Annotated in this window: 20 protein-coding genes and 2 tRNA genes; 7 read left to right on the forward strand and 15 right to left on the reverse strand. The window is 62.4% G+C overall.

The window, feature by feature from the left end:
- Positions 1 to 4: 4 nt before the first annotated feature.
- The 3 genes from VR71_RS00700 to lptF are packed head-to-tail and all read right to left on the reverse strand — an operon-like array spanning position 5 to position 4,385.
- Complete coding sequence (locus tag VR71_RS00700) at positions 5 to 2,176, reverse strand: LPS assembly protein LptD (protein ID WP_045680316.1); 2,172 nt, start codon at positions 2,174 to 2,176, stop codon at positions 5 to 7.
- Positions 2,173 to 3,264 (reverse strand): LPS export ABC transporter permease LptG, encoded by a 1,092-nt coding sequence (gene lptG / locus VR71_RS00705; RefSeq protein WP_045680319.1) that lies wholly within the window; start codon positions 3,262 to 3,264, stop codon positions 2,173 to 2,175. Before lptG ends, VR71_RS00700 begins: the two co-directional genes overlap by 4 nt.
- Positions 3,261 to 4,385, reverse strand: coding sequence for an LPS export ABC transporter permease LptF (gene lptF, locus VR71_RS00710; protein WP_045680321.1), 1,125 nt, complete (start codon positions 4,383 to 4,385; stop codon positions 3,261 to 3,263). The genes lptG and lptF overlap by 4 nt, the downstream gene beginning before the upstream one ends.
- 149 nt (positions 4,386 to 4,534) lie before the next feature.
- On the opposite strand from lptF, the gene VR71_RS00715 reads away from it, so the two are divergent.
- Positions 4,535 to 6,022 (forward strand): leucyl aminopeptidase, encoded by a 1,488-nt coding sequence (locus VR71_RS00715; RefSeq protein WP_045680323.1) that lies wholly within the window; start codon positions 4,535 to 4,537, stop codon positions 6,020 to 6,022.
- Entirely contained in the window at positions 6,022 to 6,480 is a 459-nt protein-coding gene (locus VR71_RS00720; RefSeq protein WP_045680325.1) for a DNA polymerase III subunit chi, read from the forward strand. Before VR71_RS00715 ends, VR71_RS00720 begins: the two co-directional genes overlap by 1 nt.
- Positions 6,481 to 6,702: 222 nt before the next feature.
- Here the strand turns inward: VR71_RS00720 and VR71_RS00725 are convergent, their stop codons facing one another.
- A complete protein-coding gene (locus VR71_RS00725; protein WP_045680327.1) occupies positions 6,703 to 7,137 on the reverse strand; it encodes a hypothetical protein in 435 nt (144 codons plus the stop codon).
- Positions 7,138 to 7,254: 117 nt separating this feature from the next.
- On the reverse strand, positions 7,255 to 8,883 hold the full coding sequence (locus VR71_RS00730; protein ID WP_045680332.1) for an acyl-CoA dehydrogenase family protein: 1,629 nt from the start codon (positions 8,881 to 8,883) through the stop codon (positions 7,255 to 7,257).
- A 129-nt stretch (positions 8,884 to 9,012) separates the two neighbouring features.
- On the opposite strand from VR71_RS00730, the gene VR71_RS00735 reads away from it, so the two are divergent.
- On the forward strand, positions 9,013 to 9,309 hold the full coding sequence (locus VR71_RS00735; RefSeq protein ID WP_009817958.1) for a septum formation initiator family protein: 297 nt from the start codon (positions 9,013 to 9,015) through the stop codon (positions 9,307 to 9,309).
- Between the two features lie 314 nt (positions 9,310 to 9,623).
- Here the strand turns inward: VR71_RS00735 and VR71_RS00740 are convergent, their stop codons facing one another.
- The 3 genes from VR71_RS00740 to VR71_RS00750 form a co-directional block, all read right to left on the reverse strand.
- Positions 9,624 to 10,202, reverse strand: a complete 579-nt coding sequence (locus VR71_RS00740; protein ID WP_045680337.1) for a TIGR02281 family clan AA aspartic protease — start codon at positions 10,200 to 10,202, stop codon at positions 9,624 to 9,626.
- Between the two features lie 17 nt (positions 10,203 to 10,219).
- A complete protein-coding gene (locus tag VR71_RS00745; RefSeq protein WP_045680340.1) occupies positions 10,220 to 10,846 on the reverse strand; it encodes a MarC family protein in 627 nt (208 codons plus the stop codon).
- A 116-nt stretch (positions 10,847 to 10,962) separates the two neighbouring features.
- Positions 10,963 to 12,810, reverse strand: a complete 1,848-nt coding sequence (locus VR71_RS00750) for an ABC-F family ATP-binding cassette domain-containing protein (RefSeq protein WP_045680404.1) — start codon at positions 12,808 to 12,810, stop codon at positions 10,963 to 10,965.
- Between the two features lie 136 nt (positions 12,811 to 12,946).
- Here VR71_RS00750 and ndk point away from each other — a divergent pair, with 136 nt between their 5' ends.
- Positions 12,947 to 13,369: a nucleoside-diphosphate kinase gene (ndk, locus tag VR71_RS00755; protein WP_009817962.1), complete on the forward strand. Its 423-nt coding sequence runs from the start codon at positions 12,947 to 12,949 to the stop codon at positions 13,367 to 13,369.
- 294 nt (positions 13,370 to 13,663) lie between these two features.
- Here the strand turns inward: ndk and VR71_RS00760 are convergent, their stop codons facing one another.
- From VR71_RS00760 to VR71_RS00780, 5 genes are all read right to left on the reverse strand, one after another.
- Positions 13,664 to 14,713 (reverse strand): zinc-dependent alcohol dehydrogenase family protein, encoded by a 1,050-nt coding sequence (locus VR71_RS00760; RefSeq protein WP_045680342.1) that lies wholly within the window; start codon positions 14,711 to 14,713, stop codon positions 13,664 to 13,666.
- Positions 14,714 to 14,861: 148 nt separating this feature from the next.
- Positions 14,862 to 15,743, reverse strand: coding sequence for a succinate--CoA ligase subunit alpha (gene sucD / locus VR71_RS00765; protein ID WP_198134887.1), 882 nt, complete (start codon positions 15,741 to 15,743; stop codon positions 14,862 to 14,864).
- The gene (locus VR71_RS00770; RefSeq protein WP_009817965.1) at positions 15,743 to 16,933 is read right to left on the reverse strand and encodes a malate--CoA ligase subunit beta; all 1,191 of its coding nucleotides are present in this window, start codon (positions 16,931 to 16,933) and stop codon (positions 15,743 to 15,745) included. The genes sucD and VR71_RS00770 overlap by 1 nt, the downstream gene beginning before the upstream one ends.
- A 43-nt stretch (positions 16,934 to 16,976) precedes the next feature.
- On the reverse strand, positions 16,977 to 17,918 hold the full coding sequence (locus VR71_RS00775) for a CoA ester lyase (protein ID WP_008280157.1): 942 nt from the start codon (positions 17,916 to 17,918) through the stop codon (positions 16,977 to 16,979).
- 12 nt (positions 17,919 to 17,930) lie between these two features.
- Complete coding sequence (locus VR71_RS00780; RefSeq protein WP_009817966.1) at positions 17,931 to 19,139, reverse strand: aminotransferase class V-fold PLP-dependent enzyme; 1,209 nt, start codon at positions 19,137 to 19,139, stop codon at positions 17,931 to 17,933.
- Between the two features lie 227 nt (positions 19,140 to 19,366).
- Between VR71_RS00780 and VR71_RS00785 the strand changes: the two genes are divergently transcribed.
- Complete coding sequence (locus tag VR71_RS00785; RefSeq protein WP_040650556.1) at positions 19,367 to 20,008, forward strand: response regulator transcription factor; 642 nt, start codon at positions 19,367 to 19,369, stop codon at positions 20,006 to 20,008.
- Positions 20,009 to 20,230: 222 nt separating this feature from the next.
- On the opposite strand, the gene VR71_RS00790 is transcribed toward VR71_RS00785, so the two are convergent.
- A complete protein-coding gene (locus VR71_RS00790) occupies positions 20,231 to 21,709 on the reverse strand; it encodes an ABC transporter substrate-binding protein (protein ID WP_254656417.1) in 1,479 nt (492 codons plus the stop codon).
- A 202-nt stretch (positions 21,710 to 21,911) separates the two neighbouring features.
- Between VR71_RS00790 and VR71_RS00795 the strand changes: the two genes are divergently transcribed.
- Together VR71_RS00795 and VR71_RS00800 are read left to right on the forward strand one after the other, a co-directional pair.
- Positions 21,912 to 21,988 (forward strand) — tRNA-Asp (locus tag VR71_RS00795).
- Positions 21,989 to 22,138: 150 nt separating this feature from the next.
- Positions 22,139 to 22,215: transfer RNA gene (locus VR71_RS00800), tRNA-Asp, on the forward strand.
- A gap of 37 nt (positions 22,216 to 22,252) precedes the next feature.
- Here the strand turns inward: VR71_RS00800 and VR71_RS00805 are convergent.
- Complete coding sequence (locus tag VR71_RS00805; protein WP_045680351.1) at positions 22,253 to 23,311, reverse strand: LLM class flavin-dependent oxidoreductase; 1,059 nt, start codon at positions 23,309 to 23,311, stop codon at positions 22,253 to 22,255.
- Positions 23,312 to 23,326 lie beyond the last annotated feature (15 nt).

Consider the following 23,326-nt stretch of genomic DNA (forward strand, 5'->3'; position numbering starts at 1 on the left):
CTGGTCAGTTCCTGCATGTCCGGGTAAAGCTCGGGTCACGGGTTGCGGAGGAGAACCCCGTAAACCCTACCGTAAAGCCGATGTTGGTTTCAGGTTCAAGGATAGTCGAAGAGGTAAAGCGGCGCGAGACCGAAAGCGTGATATCAACGCATTCGTTGGAATACGTCAGACCGGCACCGGCACGCACGCTGCGACTGGCCGCCTCGTCAAACCGCCATTCGGCATGGCCGGTCCATTGTTTGGCAAATCGGTAGCTGCCATCAATCGCCCATTCCGATACGGTCGAGGGACGGTTTTCTGCGGGATCGGCCGACAGCCACACATAGGTCGCCCCGATATTGGTGTACGCGTTCTGCCAGCTGGCGCGGGCCTCGGCCTTGGTGGTGTCAAACATCGAGTCAAACAGGCCGCGCGCGGTGACGGTCAATCCGGTGGCATTGCGGAATTGACCGGCAATCAGCAAATCCGACGTGCGGTCGCGCAGTCCCGATGACTTGCTAAAGCTGGGGGTAATGCCATCGCGTTCGAGCAAACGCTCGTCGCGCCGGACCTGTCCGACAGCGAGGCTGCCTTGCCAGCCAGCCGGATCAATCCGCGTCCAGCTCACGCCGTAAGCCGCGCTATATCCCCGCTCGCGTCGGTCAGGCGCATTGAAACGGGAATGGTTGAACAGATTGCCTTCGTCAAAGTCGATCTGCGTTGCCTCATCCAGCGGGATGTTTGGGTTAGACCCACCAGACCACGCCAGTTGAACGACAGGTTCGATGACATGGGTTACGGCATACCGGGTGGATTTCAAAAGAGGCCAGCGCAATTCAAGCGCGACACTGGGCGTGAGTTCGGTCGCATCCGCGGCAGAGGTGGTCCCGGCCTGAGAGATTTCGAAGTGATCGAGGATCAACCCGGTCCGAAAGCTGGCCAGCACGCCTGCGGGCAGGGTCCAGCCGCGATACCAGTCCAGCCGGGTGCTGAATCGTGTCACGTCGCGCCCATCGGCATAGCGGTCGAGCGTGGCAATCGTCGAGTCCGAGCCGCGATAATGGCTGTGCAGCGCAGCGCCAAACCGTAATTCACCCCCCAACCGCGTCGGAAAGAAGCGGCGCTCATACTCCGCATTTCCCGCAAGGGTCGGCAGGGTGGAATTGCTTTCGCCGATGCGGAGCGAATTGAAATGGGTGATCGCGCCTCGGATATATTCATCGCGGCGCGCGCGTTCGACCGAGAGCTCGTTCTTCAGCCGGTCCTTGTCGGAAAAGTCGTGATCCAGCAGGAACGTATCATCGCTGCTCAGTTCGACATTGAACCGAAGGACGAAATCGCGCGGCAGATCGAACCGACCGCTGCCAAAGAGATACCCCCGTGTTTCGTCCGGGCTAAAGTCATCTTTCGCAACTGCGCCATTGAATTCGATCTCTCCTTTGCGAAACGCCTGACGATAGCGCAGTTCGAGACGCCGCGAACTGGTGGCCCAAAACGGCGCCAGCGTCAGGTCGCGGCTCTCACCGATCGGGATGAAATAGGGCACCCGGATGCCTGTGCCCAAAAGCGTCGAATTGACCAGCGACGGGGTCAGAAACCCATGCGCCCGATCCAGCGTAGGATCGGGCAGACGCAGGCGGGGCAGGTAGAGCACTGGCGTGTTCAGGATCCGGAACTGCGCGTTGTCGAAATAGAGCTGCCGCGCCTCCTCGTCGTGGATCACCCGCTGCGCCCGGATCTGCCAGAGCGGCGGGCGTCCGGTCTCGCACACCCGACAAGAGGTGACTGCCGTCTTGTAGAGCTGGTTGAACCGGGCGTCGGTGCGTCGCATTTCAACCGCCGCCAGTTGCAACTGATCCTGCATCACGATCCGCGCCCCGCGCAGAATGCCGTTGGTCAGGTCGCGGTCCAACTCGGCGCTGTCGGCCAGGACCACGCTGCCATCGACATCCGTAAGCGTCAGTGGTCCCGTGATCACGAGTCGTTCGGTGGCGCGGTCATAAACGATTTCCCGCGCCTTGAGGCGACGCCCCTGATAGAGCGCCTCGACATTGCCAGAGGCGATCAATTGGTTGTCTTCGGTGATGCGCACGTCATCCGCCACCAAAACAGCGGGATCAACAGAGCCATCCTGCGCGCCAACCGGCGTTGCCATCGCCAACAGCAGGCCCAGCAGAATACGGGCAAACCGGGTCATCCGTCCTCCAGATGCAGAAGGATTCCGAGACCGATGAAGAGCGAGGCCACCGGCGGTGCCCATGCCGCCAGCAGGATCGGAATCTGTCCGTTCTCACCAAGGATCTGCGCAAAATTGCGGATATAATGCAGGCCAAAGCCCAAGAGCACCGCCGTCAGTACCGAGAGCCCCACATTGGCCCCGCGCGTGTGCTGCATGGTAAAGGCCGCCGAAATCAACACCAGCGCGACCAGAAACACCGGTTGGGCCAGTTCGCTCTGAAACCAGATCGCATAGCGTCGGGCCGAAAATCCGGCCTCTTCAAGCTGGGCGATGAACTTCGGCAACTCCCAGATCGGGACATATTCCGGGCTGCCAAAACTGTCGAGAATGCGATCTTGCGTCAGGTCTGAGGGCACCGTCATCTGTGCGTCTTCGCGCGCCGAGGCCTCTGGATTGACCCCTTGCGCCAGATCCCAGATCTTGGCCTCGGTCAACACCCACGCGCCTTCCTCAAGCTGCGCCGAGGTGGCGCTGATGCGGCGCAGGGGTTTGCCGTCCGGCGCAAAGTCGTAAAAGCTGGGCGCATAGAGTGTGCCCAGATCAGAACTGGCGCGGGCCGCATAGATCACCGTCTGCCCCTCTGCCGCGCTCTGCCGCAGCCACAAGCCCTCCGAGGCAATCGCCAGATCCGACAACGCCTGCCCGGAGTAGCTGTTGACCAGATCGTGATGTCGTTTTGACGTGGCCGCCACGAGGGGATTACCCACCGCCAACCCCAAGAGGCCAATGGCAAGCGCCACCGCCGCCGGCGCCAGTAGCCCCTGAAGCGCCGAGCGGCCCGAGGCACGCAGCACCACCAGTTCCGACGTCCTGGCCAGCCGCAGGAAAAGCGCCACCGAGGCAAGAATCATCACCAGCGGAATGATCTCGTAATAGGCTTCCGGCAGCTTCAGCAGCACGATGCCCAACACCTGACCGAATGCGAGTTCGGGGAAGTCCCCCAATTCATCCATCAGATCAATCAGTCCCAGCATCACCACAAGCGTGACAGTGACCCCGAGAAAACTCATGAAAAAGCGACGGCCGAAATAGCGTTCCAGAATCATGACGCCACCTCTGCCGAGCGGCGACCGCGCCCCATCAACCGTCGCCAGACGCCCGGATGGCTGGCAATGGACAATAGCAGCCCCGAAAGAACCAGCCCCAGCAGAACCGGCAAGTAGAGCAGCGGCCAGAGCGCTCCATTCAGCAAAACCGGGGCCACCACGATGCTCTCGACAATCTTGATCCCCACCAAAAGCCCAAAGGCCAAAAGCACCTGACGCCAGACGCCAAAGCGGCTGTGCGCCCCCACCAGCAGGGTGCAGAATCCCACCAGCGCCGCGATGACACACAAGAGCGCCGCGGTGATCCGGCCATGGGTCTGTGACATGACGGTGCCATAGGTTGTCCCGGTGCGGGTCGCCACAGCTTCGGGATCACGCAGCATCTCAAGCGTATTGGCAAAGGCCACCTCATCGAGATTGACCACATCACGACTGACGAGACTGCTGATGTCATAGGAAAAATCATCGAAATAGGTGGTAAAGAGCCGGTTCTGATCGGCACCGATATTCTGGGCCAACCCGGATACCATAACCAAACGTGTGCCGCCGCCCTCTTGTACCAGATAGGCGCGCGACGAGGTATAGGTGACGGGAGCCTCTGGATCACGCCGGTCGGACAGGAACACATCGCGCAATTCGCCCGTCTGAGTGATCTCGCGAATGTAGAAGGTGATTCCGGGGGCAGGGTGCAGGAATTCGCCGTCGCTCAGCAGCTTGGCCGAGATGTTGCGCGACACCTCATCTTGGCGCAGACGCAATTGGCTCAGGCTCCCGGGGATGAGGTAATGCGCAAGCAGCGACATCATCACCGCAACAATCACCCCAAAGACCAGAACCGGGCGGGCCAGGCGCAGCGGCGAATAGCCCGTGGCCTGCATCACCGTCAATTCGCTCTCAGAGGAGAGACGGTTGACCACATAAACCGCCGCGGCAAAGGCCGCGATGGGCAGCACAACGCCAATCACTCCCGGCAAGGTCAGTGCCGTGAACTCCACAAAGACCCATGCGGGCTGGCCATCCCCGATCAGCCGGTCAAACATGCGCACCGCCTTGTTGATCCAGACGATCGACACCAGAACGAGCGCAAAAAAACCGAACAGAACCATGAATTGCGACAGCATGTACCTGTCGAATCTGGTCACTCTTATCCCCCATGGCAGCAGACTTGTCGGGCAACCTAGCCGAATTGATTGCGGGGGAAAACTGCTAACTGGTCATTGGCGGCAAGCCGCGCTAGGTCTTGGAAAAGCTGAACCATGAGGAGTTCCCGATGACCCGACCCCTGCCTGTTGTCTTTGCCGAGACCGATCTGGATGCACTGGCCACGGCGCCGGGCCGCATTGCGGTGATCATTCCACCCGAAGGCAAGCTGGACGCAGGTGCGCGGCGCATCAACCGCATGACGCGCGGTGCGCTCGCCCGGCTGATCGAGGCGGCAGCCCTGAACGATAGAAAACCCGGCGACGTGATCACGATCAACTGGCCCGCCGGAATGGCGGCAGAGGCGGTGGATGTGGTGATCCTGCCGCGCAGCGCCAGCCCCGCCGAGAGCCGCCGCGCGGGCGTCAGCCTGGGCCGGATCAAAGGCGACAAACCATTGCTCATTCTCGGGGGCGCGCTACGCCGTCCGGTGGACGTGATTTTGGGCGCGCTGCTACGATCCTACGAATTCAACACCCACAAGACACCGCCCAAGACCACCAAGGACAAGGCAGAGCCGGGTGCCCTCACCTTGATGACCGGCAAACCAGATGAGGTCCGGGCCGAGTCCGCTCCAGTGCTGGCCCTCGCCGAGGGGGTGTTTTTTACCCGCGATCTGGTCAGCGAGCCTGCCAATCACCTGACCACCACGGAATTTGCCAATCGCATCGCCGCGATGCAGGATCTGGGGCTCAAGATCACCATCCTCGAAGAAAAGGACATGGAAAAGCTCGGCATGGGCGCAATCCTGTCGGTGGGTCACGGCAGCGCCAGCCCGTCGAAACTGGCGGTGATGGAATGGCTGGGCGGACCCAAAGGCGAGGCGCCGCTGGCTCTGATCGGCAAAGGCGTGGTGTTTGACACCGGCGGCATCAGCCTTAAGCCCGCCGCAGGCATGGAAGAGATGACCATGGACATGGGGGGCGCGGGCGTCGTCGCGGGCGTCATGCGCACGCTGGCGCTGCGCAAGGCCAAGGCAAATGTCGTGGGCCTTGTGGGCATCGTGGAAAACATGCCGTCGGACCGTGCCACCCGTCCCGGCGATGTCGTCACCTCAATGAAGGGCGACACCATCGAGGTGATCAACACCGACGCCGAAGGGCGGCTCGTTCTGGCCGATGTGATGTGGTATGCACAGGAAACCTACAAGCCGCGTGGCATGATTGATCTGGCCACTCTGACCGGGGCCTGCATCGTGGCCTTGGGCCATGAAAATGCCGCCGTGCTCAGCAATGACGACGGGCTTTGCAATGCCTTCATGCGCGCGGCCAAAACCGAGGGCGAGGGCGCGTGGCGTCTGCCTCTTGGGCAGGGCTATGCCGACATCATCAAGAGCCAGATTGCTGACGTCAAGAACTCTGGCGGGCGGCCGGCGGGTACGATCACGGCGGCGGAATTCCTGCATCGCTTCGTGCAGGATGGCATGCCTTGGGTGCATCTCGACATCGCGGGCGTCGCCAGCGTCAAGGCCGACACCACCTATGCCCCCAAGGGCGCAACCGGCTGGGGTGTGCTGGCGCTCAACCGGCTGGTGGCGGATCTGCTCGAGGAGAGGTGATGGGCGCCGCCTATTTCTATCATCTGACGCGTCAACCGCTCGAGGCGACCTTGCCGATGCTCTTGGAGAAATCCTTGAGCGTGGGCTGGCGTGTGGTGGTGCGTGGCCGGGACAGGGCACGGATGGTCTGGCTGGATGAACGGCTGTGGTTGGGGCCCGAGGACGGCTTTCTGCCGCATGGCCTATCGGGCGGGCCGCAGGATGCCGATCAGCCGGTGTTGCTGACGACTGACAGCGCGCGGCCCAATGGCGCGGTCTGCCTCATGGCGATTGATGCGGCAGAGGTCAGCGCCCAAGAGGTGCAAATGCTGGACCGGGTCTGCATCCTCTTTGACGGCAATGACGATGCGGCGGTTCAGGCGGCGCGCAGCCAGTGGAAGACCCTGACCGGCGCTGGCTGCACCGCCCAATATTGGTCCGAGGCGGGTGGCCGCTGGGAGAAGAAAGCCGAGGCGTGAGCAGGGTCAGGTCTGGACCGTCGCCGACATTTGTCCCGATGACCAAAGCGCGGGATCAAGGCGCGGCACGCGCCGTCGCGCAGCGCCTCGCTTGCGTGCCAAGGCCCAGTCCAGTCCAAATCCACTCTTTGAAAAGTGGACCGCCTCGCATGTTCGTCCCGTTTTCAACCAGAATACTTGTTACACCGGGCGAGGATGTGAGGCGGCCCCGCAGACCATGCCTCAGAAGGACATGATCCGCGTTTCCTCCGCCAAGAGGCGCGCGGCCACGGCAGGCGGTTTGGCGGCGGTGATCCCGTCGAGCAGGGCGGTTCCGTCCACGCCCTTGTTGGGCAGGTAGATGGCGCAGACCTCGACTGTGGCCCCGGCGTCCATGATCTTTTGCATCAGACCCTGTGGGCTCATTCCCATCGGCGCTTGCGGGGCGGTGGCACTGGCGGGGGCGTCCTTGAGGGCCAGATCACCGGCGGGGCCACAGAGCAGCACATAGGAGCTTGCCCCGGCCTTAGTCGTCTGCAGGGTCAGAACCATGCCCATCAGCTGCGTTTGCGGCTCTCCACTGGTCAGGATCGTGACCATCTGCTTGGCGTCTTCGGCCATGGCGGGACTGGTCAGCGTGGCAAGGCCAAGGGCGGCGGCCGTGATGATTTTGCGCATGATGTCCTCTTTCAGACAAAGATGAATTCGGCATCCGTATTTTATAAGGGCACCCTAGGCCGTGCGCAGAGACGCTGGCCTTGATCTAGATCAAACACATGCGACGTTATGAATTTATTATGCCCCGCCCCCCAACCGCGCCAGAATCGGGGCGGTGTCGAGCGCGCCAATCGCCCCGGCCACCCGTCCGCGCGGATCGCTGAGCCGTGTGGCGATGTAGGCGCTTGCCACCGCGTCCGGCGCATGCCGCATCAGCACCGAGGCGGTGAGAAGCGTGGCGAGGCTCTCGGCATACCAGCGCGCCTGTGCCTCGTCGGGCAGCTTGGGAAAGGTCTGCATATGCGCCTTGAGGGCCGCGTCAAAGCGGCGGTCCTGCCCGGCGACGCTGGCCAGTTCCGCGCTCAAAACCTCACCGGCCAGAGGCTCTTTACGCAGGGTGCGCAGGATATCAAGGCAGATGACATTGCCCGACCCCTCCCAGATCGAATTGAGCGGCGCTTCGCGGTAGAGCATCGGCAGGGGCGTATCCTCGACATAGCCCATGCCGCCCATCGCCTCCATCGCCTCATAAACCACACCAGGGCAGAGCTTGTTGCCCATGAATTTGGCCAGAGCCACGCCAAGGCGGGCAAAGGCCCGGTCCGCGGCCCCCCGCCCGTCAAACGCCCGCGCCACATGCAGCCCAAGCGCCAGCGTGCCCTCCCAATCCAGCGCCAGATCGGCCAGAACGGTGCGCATCAGCGGCTGATCAATGAGCCGTTTCTGAAAAGCCGATCGGTGGCAGGTCCAGTACTGCGCCTGATCCAACGCCGCCCGCATCAATCCCGCCGGGGCCATGGCGGTATCGAGCCGCGTGTGATGCACCATCTCGAGAATAGTCCGCAGCCCCGCGCCCTCGTCGCCCAGCCGATAGGCGATGGCCCCGTGATACTCGATCTCAGCCGATGCATTGGCGCGGTTGCCCAGCTTGTCCTTCAGGCGCTGGATCTGGATGCCATTGCGCCCGCCCTCCAGCCAACGCGGGACCAGAAAGCAGGTCAGCCCCTCGGGCGTTTGTGCCAGCGTCAGAAACCCGTCCGACATCGGCGCGGAGCAGAACCATTTATGCCCGACAAGGCGATAGGTATTCCCCTCAGGCGTGGCCGTGGTGGCAGTGGCGCGGATGTCCGATCCGCCCTGCTTTTCGGTCATCGCCATGCCCAGTGTCGCCCCGGGTTTGCGCGCCAGCGGCTTGGCACCCGGATCATAGGCGCGCGCCGTGAGCTTGGGCACCCAGTCGGCAAAGAGCGCCTTGTCAACCCGGAGTGCCGGCACGGCGGCATAGGTCATGGTCATCGGACAGCACACGCCCGGTTCCACCTGAGAGGTCATATAGACCATCGCGGCATGGCTGGCATGCCCGCCCCTCGCCCCCTCCCACGCAAGCGCCGCATAGCCCGCGCCGATGCCAACGCGCATCAAATCGTGATAGGCCGGGTGAAACCGCACCTCGTCCAGCCGGCGCCCGCCCGCATCAAAGAGCACCAGTTCGGGCGGATGGCGGTTGGCGGCGCGCCCCGCCTCGCGCAGCGCCTCGGTGCCGATACGCGCCCCGTAAGCGGCCAGTGCCTCTGGATCGGCCCCTGCCGCCGTCGCATGGGATTGCAAGCCCGGATCGCCCGCCCAGAGATCGAGATCGCCACGCGGGGCGGGCTGGTTGGTCACCTGATGGGTCTCAAGCCTATCCTGCGCCGGGATGTCCTGCATCGTGCTCTCCTTTTGCGGGTATGCTAGAGCGGGCAAGGCCACGGCGAAAGGGGATTCACAAAGCGAATCACCTGTGGCATTGTAGGCGAAACGCCCGGCACGAGGCGGATTGAAGAGGCAGACCAGAGCATGACACCCCGCAGCCGCCCTTGGGGCCTGTTGATCTTTTTCGTGATTGCCTTCTTTCTGGGGGCCTATTTCACATTTGCCGCCGTGCAGGGCGATTACGGCCTGTTTCGCCGTGCTGAAATCGACGCGCAGAGCGTGGAGTTGCAGGCCCAACTCGACGCGCTCGACGCGCGGGTGGCGCGGATGGAAAACCTGACCCGGCGTCTGTCGGACAGCTATCTCGATCTCGACCTCCTTGATCAGCAGGCCCGCGAGGTTCTGGGACTGTTGCGCAGCGATGAGATTGTCATTCGCTGAGGCAGGCGAGGGGCGAGATTGGCCTGTTGCTAACATCCGCTCCAACTGGTGAGCCGCGCGGTGCCCGTCCGTCGGGTGGGCGCTGCACCATAGTCGGCTGTCACTTTATGCTTGCCAAATACATCCGCGTTATCAGTGTGTTGTGACGTCGCAAAAGCGCCCGCCCGGTGGGGCGGACGGGCGCTGCGCGGCGGCGCTTCGCGCCTTGATTCCGCGCTTTGGAGATTGGGGCGAATGCCCCCTTCAGGCCCAAACCTGCCCTCACTCCGCCTTAGGCGCCGCGCGCGCCCTTCAAGATCGCAGTCCCGTCCAAACTACCGGGTCAGCACCAACAGGCCACCCGTGATTTTGATGCTCGAGAACCGCTGCAAATACGCCATTCCCAGCAATGACTGGCCCATCTCGCCCTCATTCACTACCGCGCGCACATCTGAATGTTGCACCGGCCCCACGGCCACGCTTTTCAGGCGCACCGGGGCCGTTCGCACCTCGCCATTGGCGGTAAAGGCGCGCCCCATATAGGCCAGCTTTCCGGTGTCGATCCCGATCCGCTCTGCATCGTTTTGGTTCAACACGATCTGGCTCGCTCCGGTGTCAACCACGAACCGCACGGGCACACCCTCCACATCTGCTGTCAGATAATAATGCCCATCCGGCGCGCGCGGCAGCTCGATCCGATCCTCCGAGACCACGCTCTGCATGGGACGGACGGTCTGACGAATATCATCCCAGAGCCCGACCACAGCCAGAGCCCCGACGAAAATCAGCGCCCAGATCATCGCCTGTTGGATCAACTTGCCCAAGGAGGCGCGGTTCTGCACCACGAACCACATCAGGATCACCGATCCAAGGATGACGAGATACGTCAACTGTGTATAATCAACCTGTTCCATGGCTCAGATATAGGCGCTCATCCCGCCAGACCAAAGCCGCGCAACCCGTCCAGAACGAATTGCACAGCGAGCGCCGCCAGCAGCATGCCCAAAAGGCGCGTCACCACGTTGATCCCGACCTTGCCAAGCGCGCGTTCCAGCAGGCCCGAGGTCAGAAACATCACAAAGACCAGGGCGATCACCGACAACATCACGCCAATCACCCAGAGCAAGCCTTCGGCCCCCGGCTTTTGCCCGGCCAAGAGGATCACCGTGGCAATCGACCCCGGCCCGGCGATCAGGGGAATGGCTATGGGAAAGATTGACGGATCGTCACCCTCTTCCTCTTCTGCCGCATCTGCCTGTCCTTTGCGACGCTGTCCACGCCGCTCAAAGAGCATGTCGAGCGCGGTTAGAAACAGCAGCAACCCACCGGCGATGCGAAACGCAGGCATGGAAATGCCGATAAAGCTCAGCACCGCCTCACCGAGCGCGGCAAAGAGAATGAGCAGCAGCGCCGAGGTGACACAGGCGCGAATGGCAATCGCTCGACGTCGCGCCGTGTTCATGCCTTGGGTCAGCGCCACAAAGAGCGGCGTCATCCCGATAGGATCAATGATCACAAAGAGCGTGACAAAGGCGGTGATCAGAAATGCGCTGTCCATAGGGGCCTTGCACCATTTTCAGGGTCAAATGCCAAGAGAAAACCGCCCTCACCCCAGATTGCGGGCCAAAGGGGCTCCGAAACGTACGGTCCGCCCGCACAAACGTACGGCGCGCCTCAGCCCTCAGCCGCCTCAAGCCGCTCCAACGCTTCCATCCAGAGGGTTTCTGCCAGAGACAGACCCTGCTTGATTTCGGCGTATTTCTTTTGCCATTGGGTCAGCCCGTGGACATCGTGATAGATCTTCGGATCTGCCAGTTTCTCGGCGACCTTCCCTTCCATACCATGTAGTTTCTCAAGCCGCTCCTCACAGCGTTTCACATCCTGCCGCAGTTTGAGGATTGCGTCGCGCGAGGGCCGTTTGACCTTGATTTCCTTGGGTTTTTCGGCTGGTTTTTCCGTGTCCGAGCCGCTGAGCAGCATGGCGCGGTAACTCTCCAGATCGCCCTCATAGGGGGCCACTTCGCCACCCCGTACCAGCCACAGTCGATCCGCCACCAGCCCCAGGAGATGCATGTCATGGCTGACCAGAATGATTGCGCCGCTATAGGCGGTCAGCGCCTCCACCAGCGCCTCGCGGCTCTCGATATCAAGGTGGTTTGTCGGTTCGTCGAGAATCAACATATGCGGCGCATCCACCGTCGCCAGCATCAACGACAACCGCGCCTTCTGCCCACCTGACAGTTTTCCCACCAGCGTTTCCGCCTGCTCCGCTCCAATACCAAAGCCCCCTAAACGAGCCCTTAACTTGGCGGGCGTTTCGGTTGGGCGCATCCGGCGAATGTGGTCGATGGGGGTCTCGTCAAGGTGCAATTCTTCGACCTGATGCTGCGCGAAATAGCCAACGCGCAGCTTGGAAGACTTGTGCAGTTGCCCTTCAATGGGTTGAAGTTTGCCCGCTAAGAGCTTGGAAAGCGTGGATTTTCCTTCGCCATTCCGACCCAGCAGGGCGATCCGGTCATCCTGATCAATCCGGAGGTTCAGCCGCCGCAACACCGGCACGCCATCATAGCCCACTGATCCGCTCTCGATCCGCAGAATGGGCGGCGAGAGTTCTTCGGGCGTGGGAAAGGTAAAGCGTTTGAGCGCCGCCTCTTGCGGCGTCGTGATCGGCTTGAGCTTGGCGATCATCTTGAGGCGCGATTGTGCCTGCACGGCCTTGCTCGCCTTGGCACGAAAGCGGTCGACAAAGCTCTGGAGATGCGCGCGGCGGGCGTCCTGCTTCTTGGCTTCAGAGGCGGCGGCGGCGAGACGGGCGGCACGGGTTTCCGCGAAAGTCTCGTAACCCCCTTGATAAAGCGTGAGTTTCTTGTCCTCGAGATGCAGGATCGAGCCCACAGCACGGTTCAAGAGCCCGCGATCATGGCTGACAATCAGCACCGTATGCGGATAGCGCGCGAGGTAGGTTTCGAGCCACAACGCGCCCTCAAGATCGAGATAGTTGGTCGGTTCGTCCAACAGCAGCAGATCGGGTTGCGAAAAGAGCACGCCCGCCAATGCCACACGCATCCGCCAGCCGCCGGAAAAAGCGGAGCAGGGCATGAGCTGTTCCTCGTCGGTGAACCCCAGCCCTTTGAGGATGCTCGCGGCGCGCGCCTCGGCGGACCAAGCGTCGATATCGGCCAGACGGGTCTGGATTTCGGCGATCCGCGCGCCATCGGTCGAGCGCTCGGATTCTTCCATGAGTTCAGCACGTTCCGTGTCATAGCTCAACACGGTGTTGACGAGCGACACCTCGTTTCCGGGCACTTCTTGCGCCACGCCGCCGATGCGCGCGCGAGATGGCAGGCTGATGCTACCGCCCTCCAGCGCCAATTCTCCCCGGATCAGGCGAAAGAGGGTGGTCTTGCCCGTGCCGTTGCGGCCCACGATGCCAACCTTGTGGCCGTCGGGGATGCTGGCGGAGGCGCTGTCGATCAGGGTACGGCCCGCGACCGAATAGGTGATATCATCAATGTGCAACATGGCCCCCCGCATGCCGTAAGTGCGCGCCGCCGTCAATCGCGGCTTTTCAAGGGGCGGTGTGCATGCTATCGGACCCGCGATCAAACGCGGTCGGGCAAGGGGCCGGGCCGGTGAAACCTACGGAAAAGAGGCTGAAATGGCTGTTGAACGCACGCTGAGCATCATCAAACCCGACGCGACCAAGCGCAACCTGACCGGCAAGATCAATGCCAAATTCGAAGATGCAGGTTTGCGTATTGTCGCCCAGAAACGCATCCAACTGACCCCGGAACAGGCGGGTGTTTTCTATGCCGTGCACAAAGAGCGCCCGTTTTACGGCGAATTGTGCGAATTTATGGCGTCAGGCCCGGTTGTGGTGCAGGTTCTGGAAGGCGAAGGCGCTGTGGCCAAGAACCGTGAAGTGATGGGTGCCACCAACCCTGCGGATGCTGCCGCTGGTACGGTCCGCGCGGAGTTTGCCGAGTCGGTGGGTGAGAATTCGGTCCATGGGTCGGACGCGACCGAGACGGCCGCTGTTGAGATCGCCTATTTCTTTTCGGGTCTCGAACTGGTCGGCTGATCTTGAAGTGATACCTGAAGAAAAGGCCGTATCCCATTGGGATGCGGCCTTTTTCATTGCTCAGATGCTGGCGTAATCCTGATAGACTGGTGCGGCATTTGGCTTGGGTTGCGCTTGCGACGCGGGTTGCGGGGGCGCGGATTTGGCCCCGGGAATCGGGGGGGTGGCCTGTGGCATGGGACTGCTCCATTTATGGGGTGGCAGACCTTGGACGGCCTGACCTTTGATTATCCTTACAGGATCGGTAAGTTTCACGGCGCGGTTAGGGCGCAATTGTGGCGAAACTAAGGCGAATCAAGCGCTTAGCTGGTCAACCACGGTGACGCCATAGCCCTGAAAGCCGTCCATTGCGCTCAATGCCTCGTTCAGCCCCGACAAACCGATGCGTTTGGTGATCAGGCGCTCGGGGTCGAGATGCCCGGCGGAGATCATGGCGAAGAGGGCGGCAAAGCGGTCCGCCCCGATGCCACGGGTGCCGTGCAATGTGATCTGGCGGGAATAAACCAGGTCGAGCAGGGGCAATTCGGGCGTGGCGTGACGGCCAAGGGGCATGCCGATCTGCACATGCCGCCCAAGTTTTCGCAGGCTTTTCAGAGAGTTGTGAAAGGTGTCGGTAATCCCGAGCGCGTCCAGTGACACATGCGCGCCGCCCTCGGTCAGGTCGCGCACAGCGCTGCCCACATCCGGGGTATGGCTGGCATCAAGGGTGGCGGTCGCGCCGAGGGATTTGGCGATGCGCAACGCCTCAGGGTTGACGTCGATGGCCAGAACCCGCGCGCCAATTGCCGCGCCGATCATGATGGCCGAGAGGCCGACGCCACCGCAGCCATGAACGCTAAGCCATTCACCGGGTTGAGTTTTTGCCCGGTCTACCACGGCGCGAAAGGCGGTGGTTACGCGGCAGCCCATGCCGGCGGCGGCCGCAAAATCCATCGCATCAGGCAGGCGCACGAGGTTGAAATCGGCGCGCGGGATGGCGAGACGTTCGGCGAAGGCCCCCCAGCCGGTAAAGCCGATGACCTGTTGGTGATTGCAGGTTGTCGGCTCTCCACCGCGGCAATCGGGGCAGGTCCCGCAGCCAAGGATAAACGGCGCCGTGACCCGGTCGCCAACTGCAAAAGCCCGACATTCTTGCCCGATTTCAAGGACTTCGCCCGCGAACTCATGCCCCATGACATGCGGCAGGATAACATCTGGATCGGCCCCTTTCCACGCGTGATGGTCCGAACGGCAGACCCCACAGGCGCGCACGGCGATCACCGCGCCGTCGCGGGGACAGGCGGGATCTGACACATCGGTGATTTCGGTGGGGGTATTGTAACGGGTCAGGAGGGCTGCGCGCATAAGGCACCTTTGGCTGGGGTTCGGCGCAGCCTAGAGTGGGGTGCGAGACAGGGCAAGCGTGTACAGGATGTGCATTTTGTACACGCGTTTTGTACGCAAATTCCGGTGGGGCCGCCCGCAGGGACAGGCGACCCCGGAGGGACGGGTTTCAGGCGACCATGCGCTCAACCACGTCGCCAAAGGAGGAGGGTGTCGGGACGATGGTGACGCCCGCCTCGGAGAGGATCTCGACCTTCTCTTGCGCCGATTCGCCGAAGGCCGAGACGATGGCACCGGCATGGCCCATACGCCGACCTTTGGGGGCGGAGAGACCGGCGATATAGGCGGCCACGGGCTTGGTCATGTGGTCGCGGATATAGGCGGCGGCTTCGGCCTCTTGCGGGCCGCCGATTTCGCCGACCATGACCACGGCGTCGGTGCCCTCGTCATTCTCGAACAACTCCAGAATGTCGCGGAAGGAGGAGCCGTTGATCGGATCACCGCCGATGCCCACCGAGGTCGACACGCCGATGCCACGCTCTTTCATCTGGCTGGCGGCCTCGTAGCCCAAGGTGCCGGAACGCCCGATGATGCCCACGCGACCGGGTTTGTAGATATGCGGCGGCATGAGACCGGCGAAGGCCTGACCGGGGGTGATGATCCCTGCGCAGTTGGGGCCAATCAGGCGCATGCGCTTTTCCGCCTTGTAGCGGCGCATGTAGCGCTTGACCTTGATCATGTCGCTGGCGGGGATGCCGTCGGCGATGCAGACGCAGGTGGTGATGCCTGCATCCGCCGCTTCCATGATGCTGTCGGCGGCAAAGGGGGGCGGGACGAAGCAGATCACGAGATCGGCGCCGGTTTCGGCCACGGCCCCTTTGACGGTGTTGAACACCGGCAGGCCGTTATGCTTGGTGCCGCCCTTGCCGGGGGTCACGCCGCCCACGACATTGGTGCCGTGGTTGATCATGTCCTGGGTATGAAAGCTGCCGATGCGGCCGGTGAGGCCGGTCACGAGCACGCGACTGTTCTTGTCGATGATAATGGCCATCATGCGGCTCCTTTTGCGGCGGGTTTCGTGTCAGACCAAGCCCGAACCACCAGATCAGCGGCGTCGGCCAGGGTCTCGGCGGTCAGGATCGGCAAGCCGCTCTCTGCTATAAGGCGGCGACCCTCTTCGACATTGGTGCCCGAGAGGCGCACGACGAGGGGCAGGGTGAGGTTCAATTCGCGCACCGCGCGGATCACCCCCTCTGCGATCCAGTCGCAGCGGTTGATGCCCGCAAAGATATTGACGAGAATCGCCTCGACATTGCGGTCGTTGAGCACGGCGTTGAACGACATCAGCACCCGTTCCGGGCTGGCCCCACCGCCCACGTCGAGAAAGTTGGCAGGCTCGCCACCCGCCATCTTGATCATGTCGAGTGTCGCCATTGCGAGACCCGCACCGTTGACGATACAGCCGATTTCACCCTCAAGACCGATGTAGTTCAGGCCCCGGTCGCCTGCGAAGGTTTCACGCGGGTCTTCTTGGCTCTTGTCGCGGAGTTCCGAGATTTCGGGGCGGCGGAAGAGCGCGTTATCGTCAAAGCTGACTTTGGCGTCGAGCGCCATGATTTCGCCCGAGGTGGTGACGACGAGCGGGTTGATTTCCACCATACTGGCGTCGGTTTCCTCCATCATCCGGTAACAGCCGATGATGGTCTTGACCGCCTGCGGGATGAGGGCGGCGTCGAGCCCGAGGGAAAATGCGATTTCGCGCGCCTGAAACGCCTGCATGCCCACCGCCGGATCGACCACCGAGCGGATGATCGATTCGGGTTCCTGCGCGGAAATCTCTTCGATTTCCATGCCGCCTTGGCCGGAGGCCACGACGACGACGCGCTCTTCCTTGCGATCCATCACGAAGGCCAGATAGATTTCCTGTGCGATGCTGGTGGCCTCTTCGATATAGAGGCGGCTCACCAGTTTGCCTTGGGGTCCGGTCTGATGGGTCACGAGCATGCGGCCCAGCATCCATTGCGCGGCCTCGGAAATCTCGATCTCGTTCTTGCAGATCTTCACGCCGCCCGCCTTGCCGCGCGCGCCGGAATGGATCTGGGCCTTGACCACCCAGCGGTCGCCGGACAGCTCTGAGGCGCGGTAGACGGCCTGTTCGGGGCTATAGGCGATCCCGCCGCGCGGCACCTGCACGCCAAAGCGTTTCAAGAGTTCCTTGGCTTGGAATTCGTGGATGTCCATTTTGGTAGTCCTCCCTTTTCTGGTTGGCCTTTTGGTTTGGCCCTCAGCCTTTGGCGGCGATGGCGTCGGCGACGCTTATCACGTTGTTGGCCATACGCTCGGATGCGGCGTCGATCATCTTGCCATCAAGGCTGGCGGCCCCTTTGCCCTGGGCTTCGGCCTTGCGCAGTTCCTCGATAATGCGGCGGGCGCGGGTGACTTCGGCCTCGGGGGGCGAGAAGACATCATTGGCAAGCGCAATCTGGCTGGGGTGGATGGCCCATTTGCCCTCGATCCCCAGGGTGGCGGCGCGTTTGGCCGAGAGCGTATAGCCGTCGGGGTCGGAGAAATCGCCGAACGGCCCGTCGATGGCGCGCAACCCGTAGGCGCGGCAGGCGACGGTCATGCGGCTGAGCGCAAAATGCCACTGATCGCCGGGATAATCGGGGTTGAGGCCGCCGATGACCACGGTGCGGGCGCGGTTGGAGGCGGCGTAATCCGCGACCCCGAAATGCAGCGCCTCGAGCCGTCCGGGGGCCGAGGCAATCGCCTCGACATTGGCCATGCCGAGGGCGGTTTCAATAAGCGCCTCAAGGCCGATCTGATGGGTAAAGCCCATCGCTGTCTCGATCTGGCTGACCATGGTTTCCACGGTGTAGAGATCAGCGGGCACGCCCACCTTGGGGACAAGGATGGTGTCAAGGTGCTGGCCCGCCTGTTCCACGATCTCGACCACGTCGCGATACATGTAATGGGTATCCAGCCCGTTGATGCGGATCGAGATGGTCTTGCCCTTGGCTTTCCAGTCGATGTCATTGAGCGCCTGAATGATATTGGCGCGGGCCTGCACCTTGTCCGGGGGGGCGACGGCATCCTCTAGGTCAAAGAAGATGTAATCGACGTCCGAGTCGGCAGCCTTGTCGATCATCGACGGGCTGGAGCCGGGCACGGCGAGTTCCGAGCGTTGCAGGCGTTGCTTTTTCAGCGGGTGAAGTGTGTAGCTCATGTTGTGTCCCGATCAGGCGGCGCGGGCGGATGCGACGCGCACCTGCCGTGTTGGGGTGGAGGCGCGGAAATGTTCCTGTGCGGCGGCGATCCCGCAGCCCGGTTCAATCGCGGCCCCGGCATCGCAGAGCGCCATTTCAGCGGCGGAGATGGCACCGCAGAGCATCACCGGGTTGAGCGAACCCAAGTGACCGATGCGGAAAGCGCGGCCTGCCAGCTTGGCCAAGCCAGAGCCGAGTGAGGTCTGATATTTGTGATAGGCGGTGGCGATGACGTCGCGGGCATCGACGCCCTCAGGCGTGTAGATCGCTGACACCGTATCTGAGTGCCATTCCGGGCCATCCGCCACGAGGCGGCAGCCCTGCCATTCGGCAATCGCGGCGCGCACGCCCGAGGCGAGGCGGTGGTGACGCTCCCACACGCTCTCCATGCCCGCCGTCAACAGCATGTCGAGCGAGCAGCGCAACCCGCGCAGGAGCTGGGTGGCGGGGGTATAGGGAAAATAGCCGGTGTCGTTCAGCTTGATCATGTCGGCAAAGCTGAAGTAGCAGCGCGGCATTTTGGCACGCTCATGGGCGGCGAGCGCCTTGTCGCTGACGCCCAAGAGGCCGAGACCGGCGGGCAGCATGAAGCCCTTTTGCGAGCCTGCGACGGCGAGGTCGACGCCCCAATCCTCCATCTCGAATTCAATCGAGCCGATGGAACTCACGCCATCGACGAAGAGAAGTGCGGGGTGGTTCACGGCGTCCATGGCCGCACGGATGGCCGCTATATTCGAGGTGACGCCGGTGGCGGTCTCGTTATGGGTGGCAAAGACGGCCCTAATCTTGTGGTCCTTGTCGGCGGCGAGTTTGGCGGCGTAATCCTCGACCGGCACGCCCTTGCCCCACTCCACCTCGCAGAGGTCGACCTCAAGTCCCAGACGCTCGGCCATATCGACCCAAAGCATTGAAAACTGGCCGAAACGCGACATCAGCACGCGGTCGCCGGTGTTGAGCGTGTTGGAAATCGCGGCCTCCCATGCGCCGGTGCCGGAGGTCGGGTAGACGAAGGCGCGGCCATGGGTCAGGCGGAACGCTTTTTTCAGGTCCGAGAGCAGGGGCAGGATGAAATCGCCAAAATCTGGCGCGCGCATATCCTCCATCGGGATGTTCATGGCGCGACGCACCTCGTCAGGCACATTGGTGGGTCCGGGAATGAAAAGATGCGAGTTGCCGTTCATGTCTGTCCTCCTTCAGGCTTGGCCCTTTATGCGGGGGGCGCGGACATGGCGTAATGCCCGCGCGCATGGAAAAGCGCGGCTAAGCGAGGGGCTGATTGCCCCGGTGGGTAGGGGCAGCCTACCCGGTGGTGGATTGGCGGTATGCCGTTGCATTCTAAAAAATCGTTTGATTTCAGGACGTTCCTTGGTCTTGTATAAAGGGGCAGGAGGAGGAGCCCGTGCGCGATATGGAAGAGGCGACCTTGGAGGACGCAAAATTGGACGTGCCCGAGGTGATCGTGGCCGACCGGCAGGCGATTGTCTGTCAGGGGTTGGGATCATTGGTGGCGCAGATTGCGGAGGTGCGTCTGGGCCCGTTCGCCACGGATCAGGCGAGCCTGCGCAAGGCGCTGGGCGAGCGACCGGGGCGGGTGATCCTCGTGCTGGGGGTGCGGCTCGCGGATGCTGATTTAGGTCGGGTGCTGGACATGCTGCGGCGCGACCATCCCCGCGTGATGGTGGTGGTCGTGGCCGAAGAGGCCGAGTTCGCGTTTATCCGCACGGCGGTGAAGGCGGGCGCGCATTCGGTCTGCATGATGGGGCAGGTTCTGACCAGCCTGCCGCGCGTTTTGGGCCATCTGGTCGAGGGGCACAGCATCCTGCCGGTGGAGATTCTCAAGCGGTTGATGGGCGAGCAGGGCGATTCCCTGACCCGGCGCGAGCATGAAATATTGGGGCTTTTGGTCGATGGGCTGACGAATTTCCAGATTTCGGCGCGGCTGGGGCTCTCGGAGAATACGGTCAAGTATTACCTCAAGGCGATTTACCAGAAACTGGATGTGAATTCACGCGGTGGGGCTATCGCGAAATATGTGGCGGGGACGTATTGAGAGGGGTCTAGGGGTGTAAGCCGCGCGGAATCAAGGCGCGAAGCGCCGCCGCGCGATCGCTGGGCCGTCCCGCGGCCTAGCGATTTTGAGATGTAGCGCGTCTATTTGAGGTTATACGGACTTGGCAGGCATTAAGTGGCAGCCACTACCGTTGCATCGCTAGTCCCCGGCCCAGCGAGCGCGCGGCTCAATGCCTACGCGTTTAGTGTCCCCCATCCCCCCTCAATCCACCACCGTCACCAAATGCCAACGCAGGGCGTCATTAGGCACAGGATCGAAATGGGTCACGCGGTTGGAGAGCACCACCAGTTGCGTGACGTGAAAGGGAATGAGCGTGCCCGAATTCATCGCCAGATATTCCTGCGCTTCGATATAAAGCGCGCGTCGACGTTCGAAATCCAGTTCGGCACGGGCGGTTTCGATCAGCCGGTCGAAATCGGGGCTGGTGTAATGGGTCTCGTTCCATTTGGCAGAGGAGTGAAATGCCTCGTTCAGGGCCTGATCGGCGGGGCGCTCGCCCCAAGAGGTGCTGAAGGCGTCCTTTTTCATCCAGACATTCGACCAGTACCCATCGGCGGCGGCATTGATCAGGTTGACGCGGATACCTGCCCGCGCGGCCTGTTCCTGAAAGGTGACGCCGATCACCGGCCAACTGGGATCGAGCACCGAGACATGCACATCAATGTCGAGCCCATCCGGGTATCCCGCCTCGGTCAAAAGGGCGCGGGCGCGCTCTGGATCAGCGGGACACTCCATCTCGGCGCGGTATTGGTCATTGGGGGCCACAGGCGTGTCGCACGAAATCACCCCGCCACCATCCAGCGCCAGTTGCAGCATCTCGTCGCGGTCCACGGTAAGGCGCAGCGCTTGGCGCACGCGGGGATCGTCAAACGGCGGCACATCGGTACGAAAGGCCAGTCCCATCCAGTTGCCGGTGGGAATTTCCAGCAATTGATAATGCAGCGATTTGTCCAGCGCCCGGCGCAAGAGCGGGACGATGCCGCGCTCCATATCGAGTTGACCGCTGAGAAAGGCCTGAAGCCGGGCCTGCGCATCGGGCACGCCGATGACCTCGATCCGCTCCAATCTTGGCGGCCCTTCCCAATAGCCCTCATTGGCGATGAGCACGGTGATGCCATCGGGGTCGAATTTCTCGACCTTGAAGGGTCCGGTGCCGATGCCGCTCTGGTCGATGGTGTCGCCCGAGCCTTGGGGGATGATGCGCAGGCGGGGGTCCATCAATTGCAGCGGCAGGTCGGCAAAGGGCGAGTCGAGCTGCATTTCGACGCTAAGCGGTCCGGTGGCGGCGATGCGGGTGATCATCTTGACCGCCGCGCGGGCCGGGCTGCCATAATCAGGGTCGATGACGCGCTTGATCGAATAGACCACGTCGCCCGCATCGAGCGGGCTACCGTCGTGAAAGTGCACACCATCGCGGATCTGAAAGGTCCAGAGCGTGCCATCGGCGTTTGGGGTCCAGGAGGTGGCGAGATCCGGCGCGGGTTTTCCGCCGCGACCGGGGCGCACGAGGCGGCTCTGGATTTTCTCGATGATCTGGAGCACCCGGCCTTTGGAGGCGGGGTCGAGGCTGGACTGCGCGCCAAAGCCGACGTTATGGGCGTGGCGAAACGTGCCGGTGGGCGCGGCCCCGGCGGGGGCGGCGAGCAGGAGGCACAGGATCGAGAGCAGAAGGGGCCGCATGGACATCTCTCCGCGAGGGGTGCTGTGACTGTGGCAAGGCTGGCCGCGAAAATCAAACCTTTCGCATGGGTTTGGTCTCACGTTTTCGACGGGCGTGACGGACATCAGGAAAGTTGAAATTTCCGCATGCCAGCGCTTGACGGGGGGGCGGACCCGTCATAGAAGCGCGGAACGTTTGGGGCTGACCCCAAGCGTGCTGCGGGCGGTTGTAGCTCAGTTGGTTAGAGTACCGGCCTGTCACGCCGGGGGTCGCGGGTTCGAGCCCCGTCAACCGCGCCACCGCAGTCCTCAACGGCCCTCGCCTTGGCGGGGGCCTTTGTGTTTGAGACGTTCCGTTTTGAGAGACATGTTTCACCGCTGTTGAATTGCACAACCGCAGGATTTTGGGATTGACGGGCGCGCGGGGGGCGCTTATGCAGCGGCCCACGCGCGGTTGTAGCTCAGTTGGTTAGAGTACCGGCCTGTCACGCCGGGGGTCGCGGGTTCGAGCCCCGTCAACCGCGCCATTTCTCCTCTTTTACAGGACAGACCGGCACGTTGTGGTCATTCCGCAGCGGCGATGTTTTGGCCTGCGAACTGTGGCATCACCTTGTCGATGAAGAGTTGCAGCGAGCGTTTCTGGCGTTCCATATCGAGGCCCATCGAGGCGTAGTAGATGAAGGCATCGACGCCCAAGCTCTCATATTGGTGGACTTTTTCGGCCACGGTGTCGGGGCTGCCGAAGGCGAGGTTTTCCTCGAGCATGGCAGGGTCGGTGCGGGCGTTGCCCTCTAATTCCGCCAGCGGGACGGGGTCGGGGAAGCCGTTGACCACCTCGCCGCGTTTCATCATCAGGTTGCCGAATTGTCCCAGAACGCGGCGGAGGGCCGCCAAGGCTGCCTGCCGGTCGTCCTCGGTTTCATAAACTGCCGTGTGGCGCATCAGCGCCCAACGCCCGTCATAGCGACCACCGTTTTTGGCAATCGCGGCGTCGAGCCGGGCGCGGTAATTCTCGGCCTCAGAGAAAGGCATGGTGAGCGGCCAGCTCATGATGTCGCAGCCATGCTCGACCGCGTAATCAAAGGTGACGGGGGCGCGGGCGGCGACCCAGATGGGCACCTCCTGCTGCACCGGCTTGGGGCAGGAAGTGGCGGTGGGGAACTGCCAGTAGTCGCCGTCATGGGCATAGTCGCCCGCCCAAAGGCGTTGCACGGCGGGCAGCGATTCCTGCATGTAGCGCCAGCTGTCGGGTTGATTGAGTCCGGGCATCATGCGGTCAAATTCGCGCTGATAGGCACCTGAGCCGATGCCAAACTCAAGCCGCCCGTCGCTGAGCAGGTCGAGCATCGCCGCCTCACCGGCCAGACGGATGGGATGCCAATAGGCGGCGTTGACCACGCCCACGCCCAAGCGGATGCGGCTGGTATGCTCGCCCCACCATGTCAGGATCTGAAACGGGTTGGGGGCGATGGTCATTTCCAGCGCGTGATGCTCTGCCGCCCATGCGATTTCGAATCCGGCGGCTTCGGCCATTTGCACCATTTCGAGGGTGTGATCGCGCAGCGCCTTCATATCCGCCGATGGGTCGAGCCGTTCGAGATTGATTGCGAGGTGGAATTTCATCGGTGTCTCCTGTGA

This window comes from Roseovarius sp. BRH_c41 (assembly GCF_000961715.1).
Classification (GTDB): domain Bacteria; phylum Pseudomonadota; class Alphaproteobacteria; order Rhodobacterales; family Rhodobacteraceae; genus Roseovarius.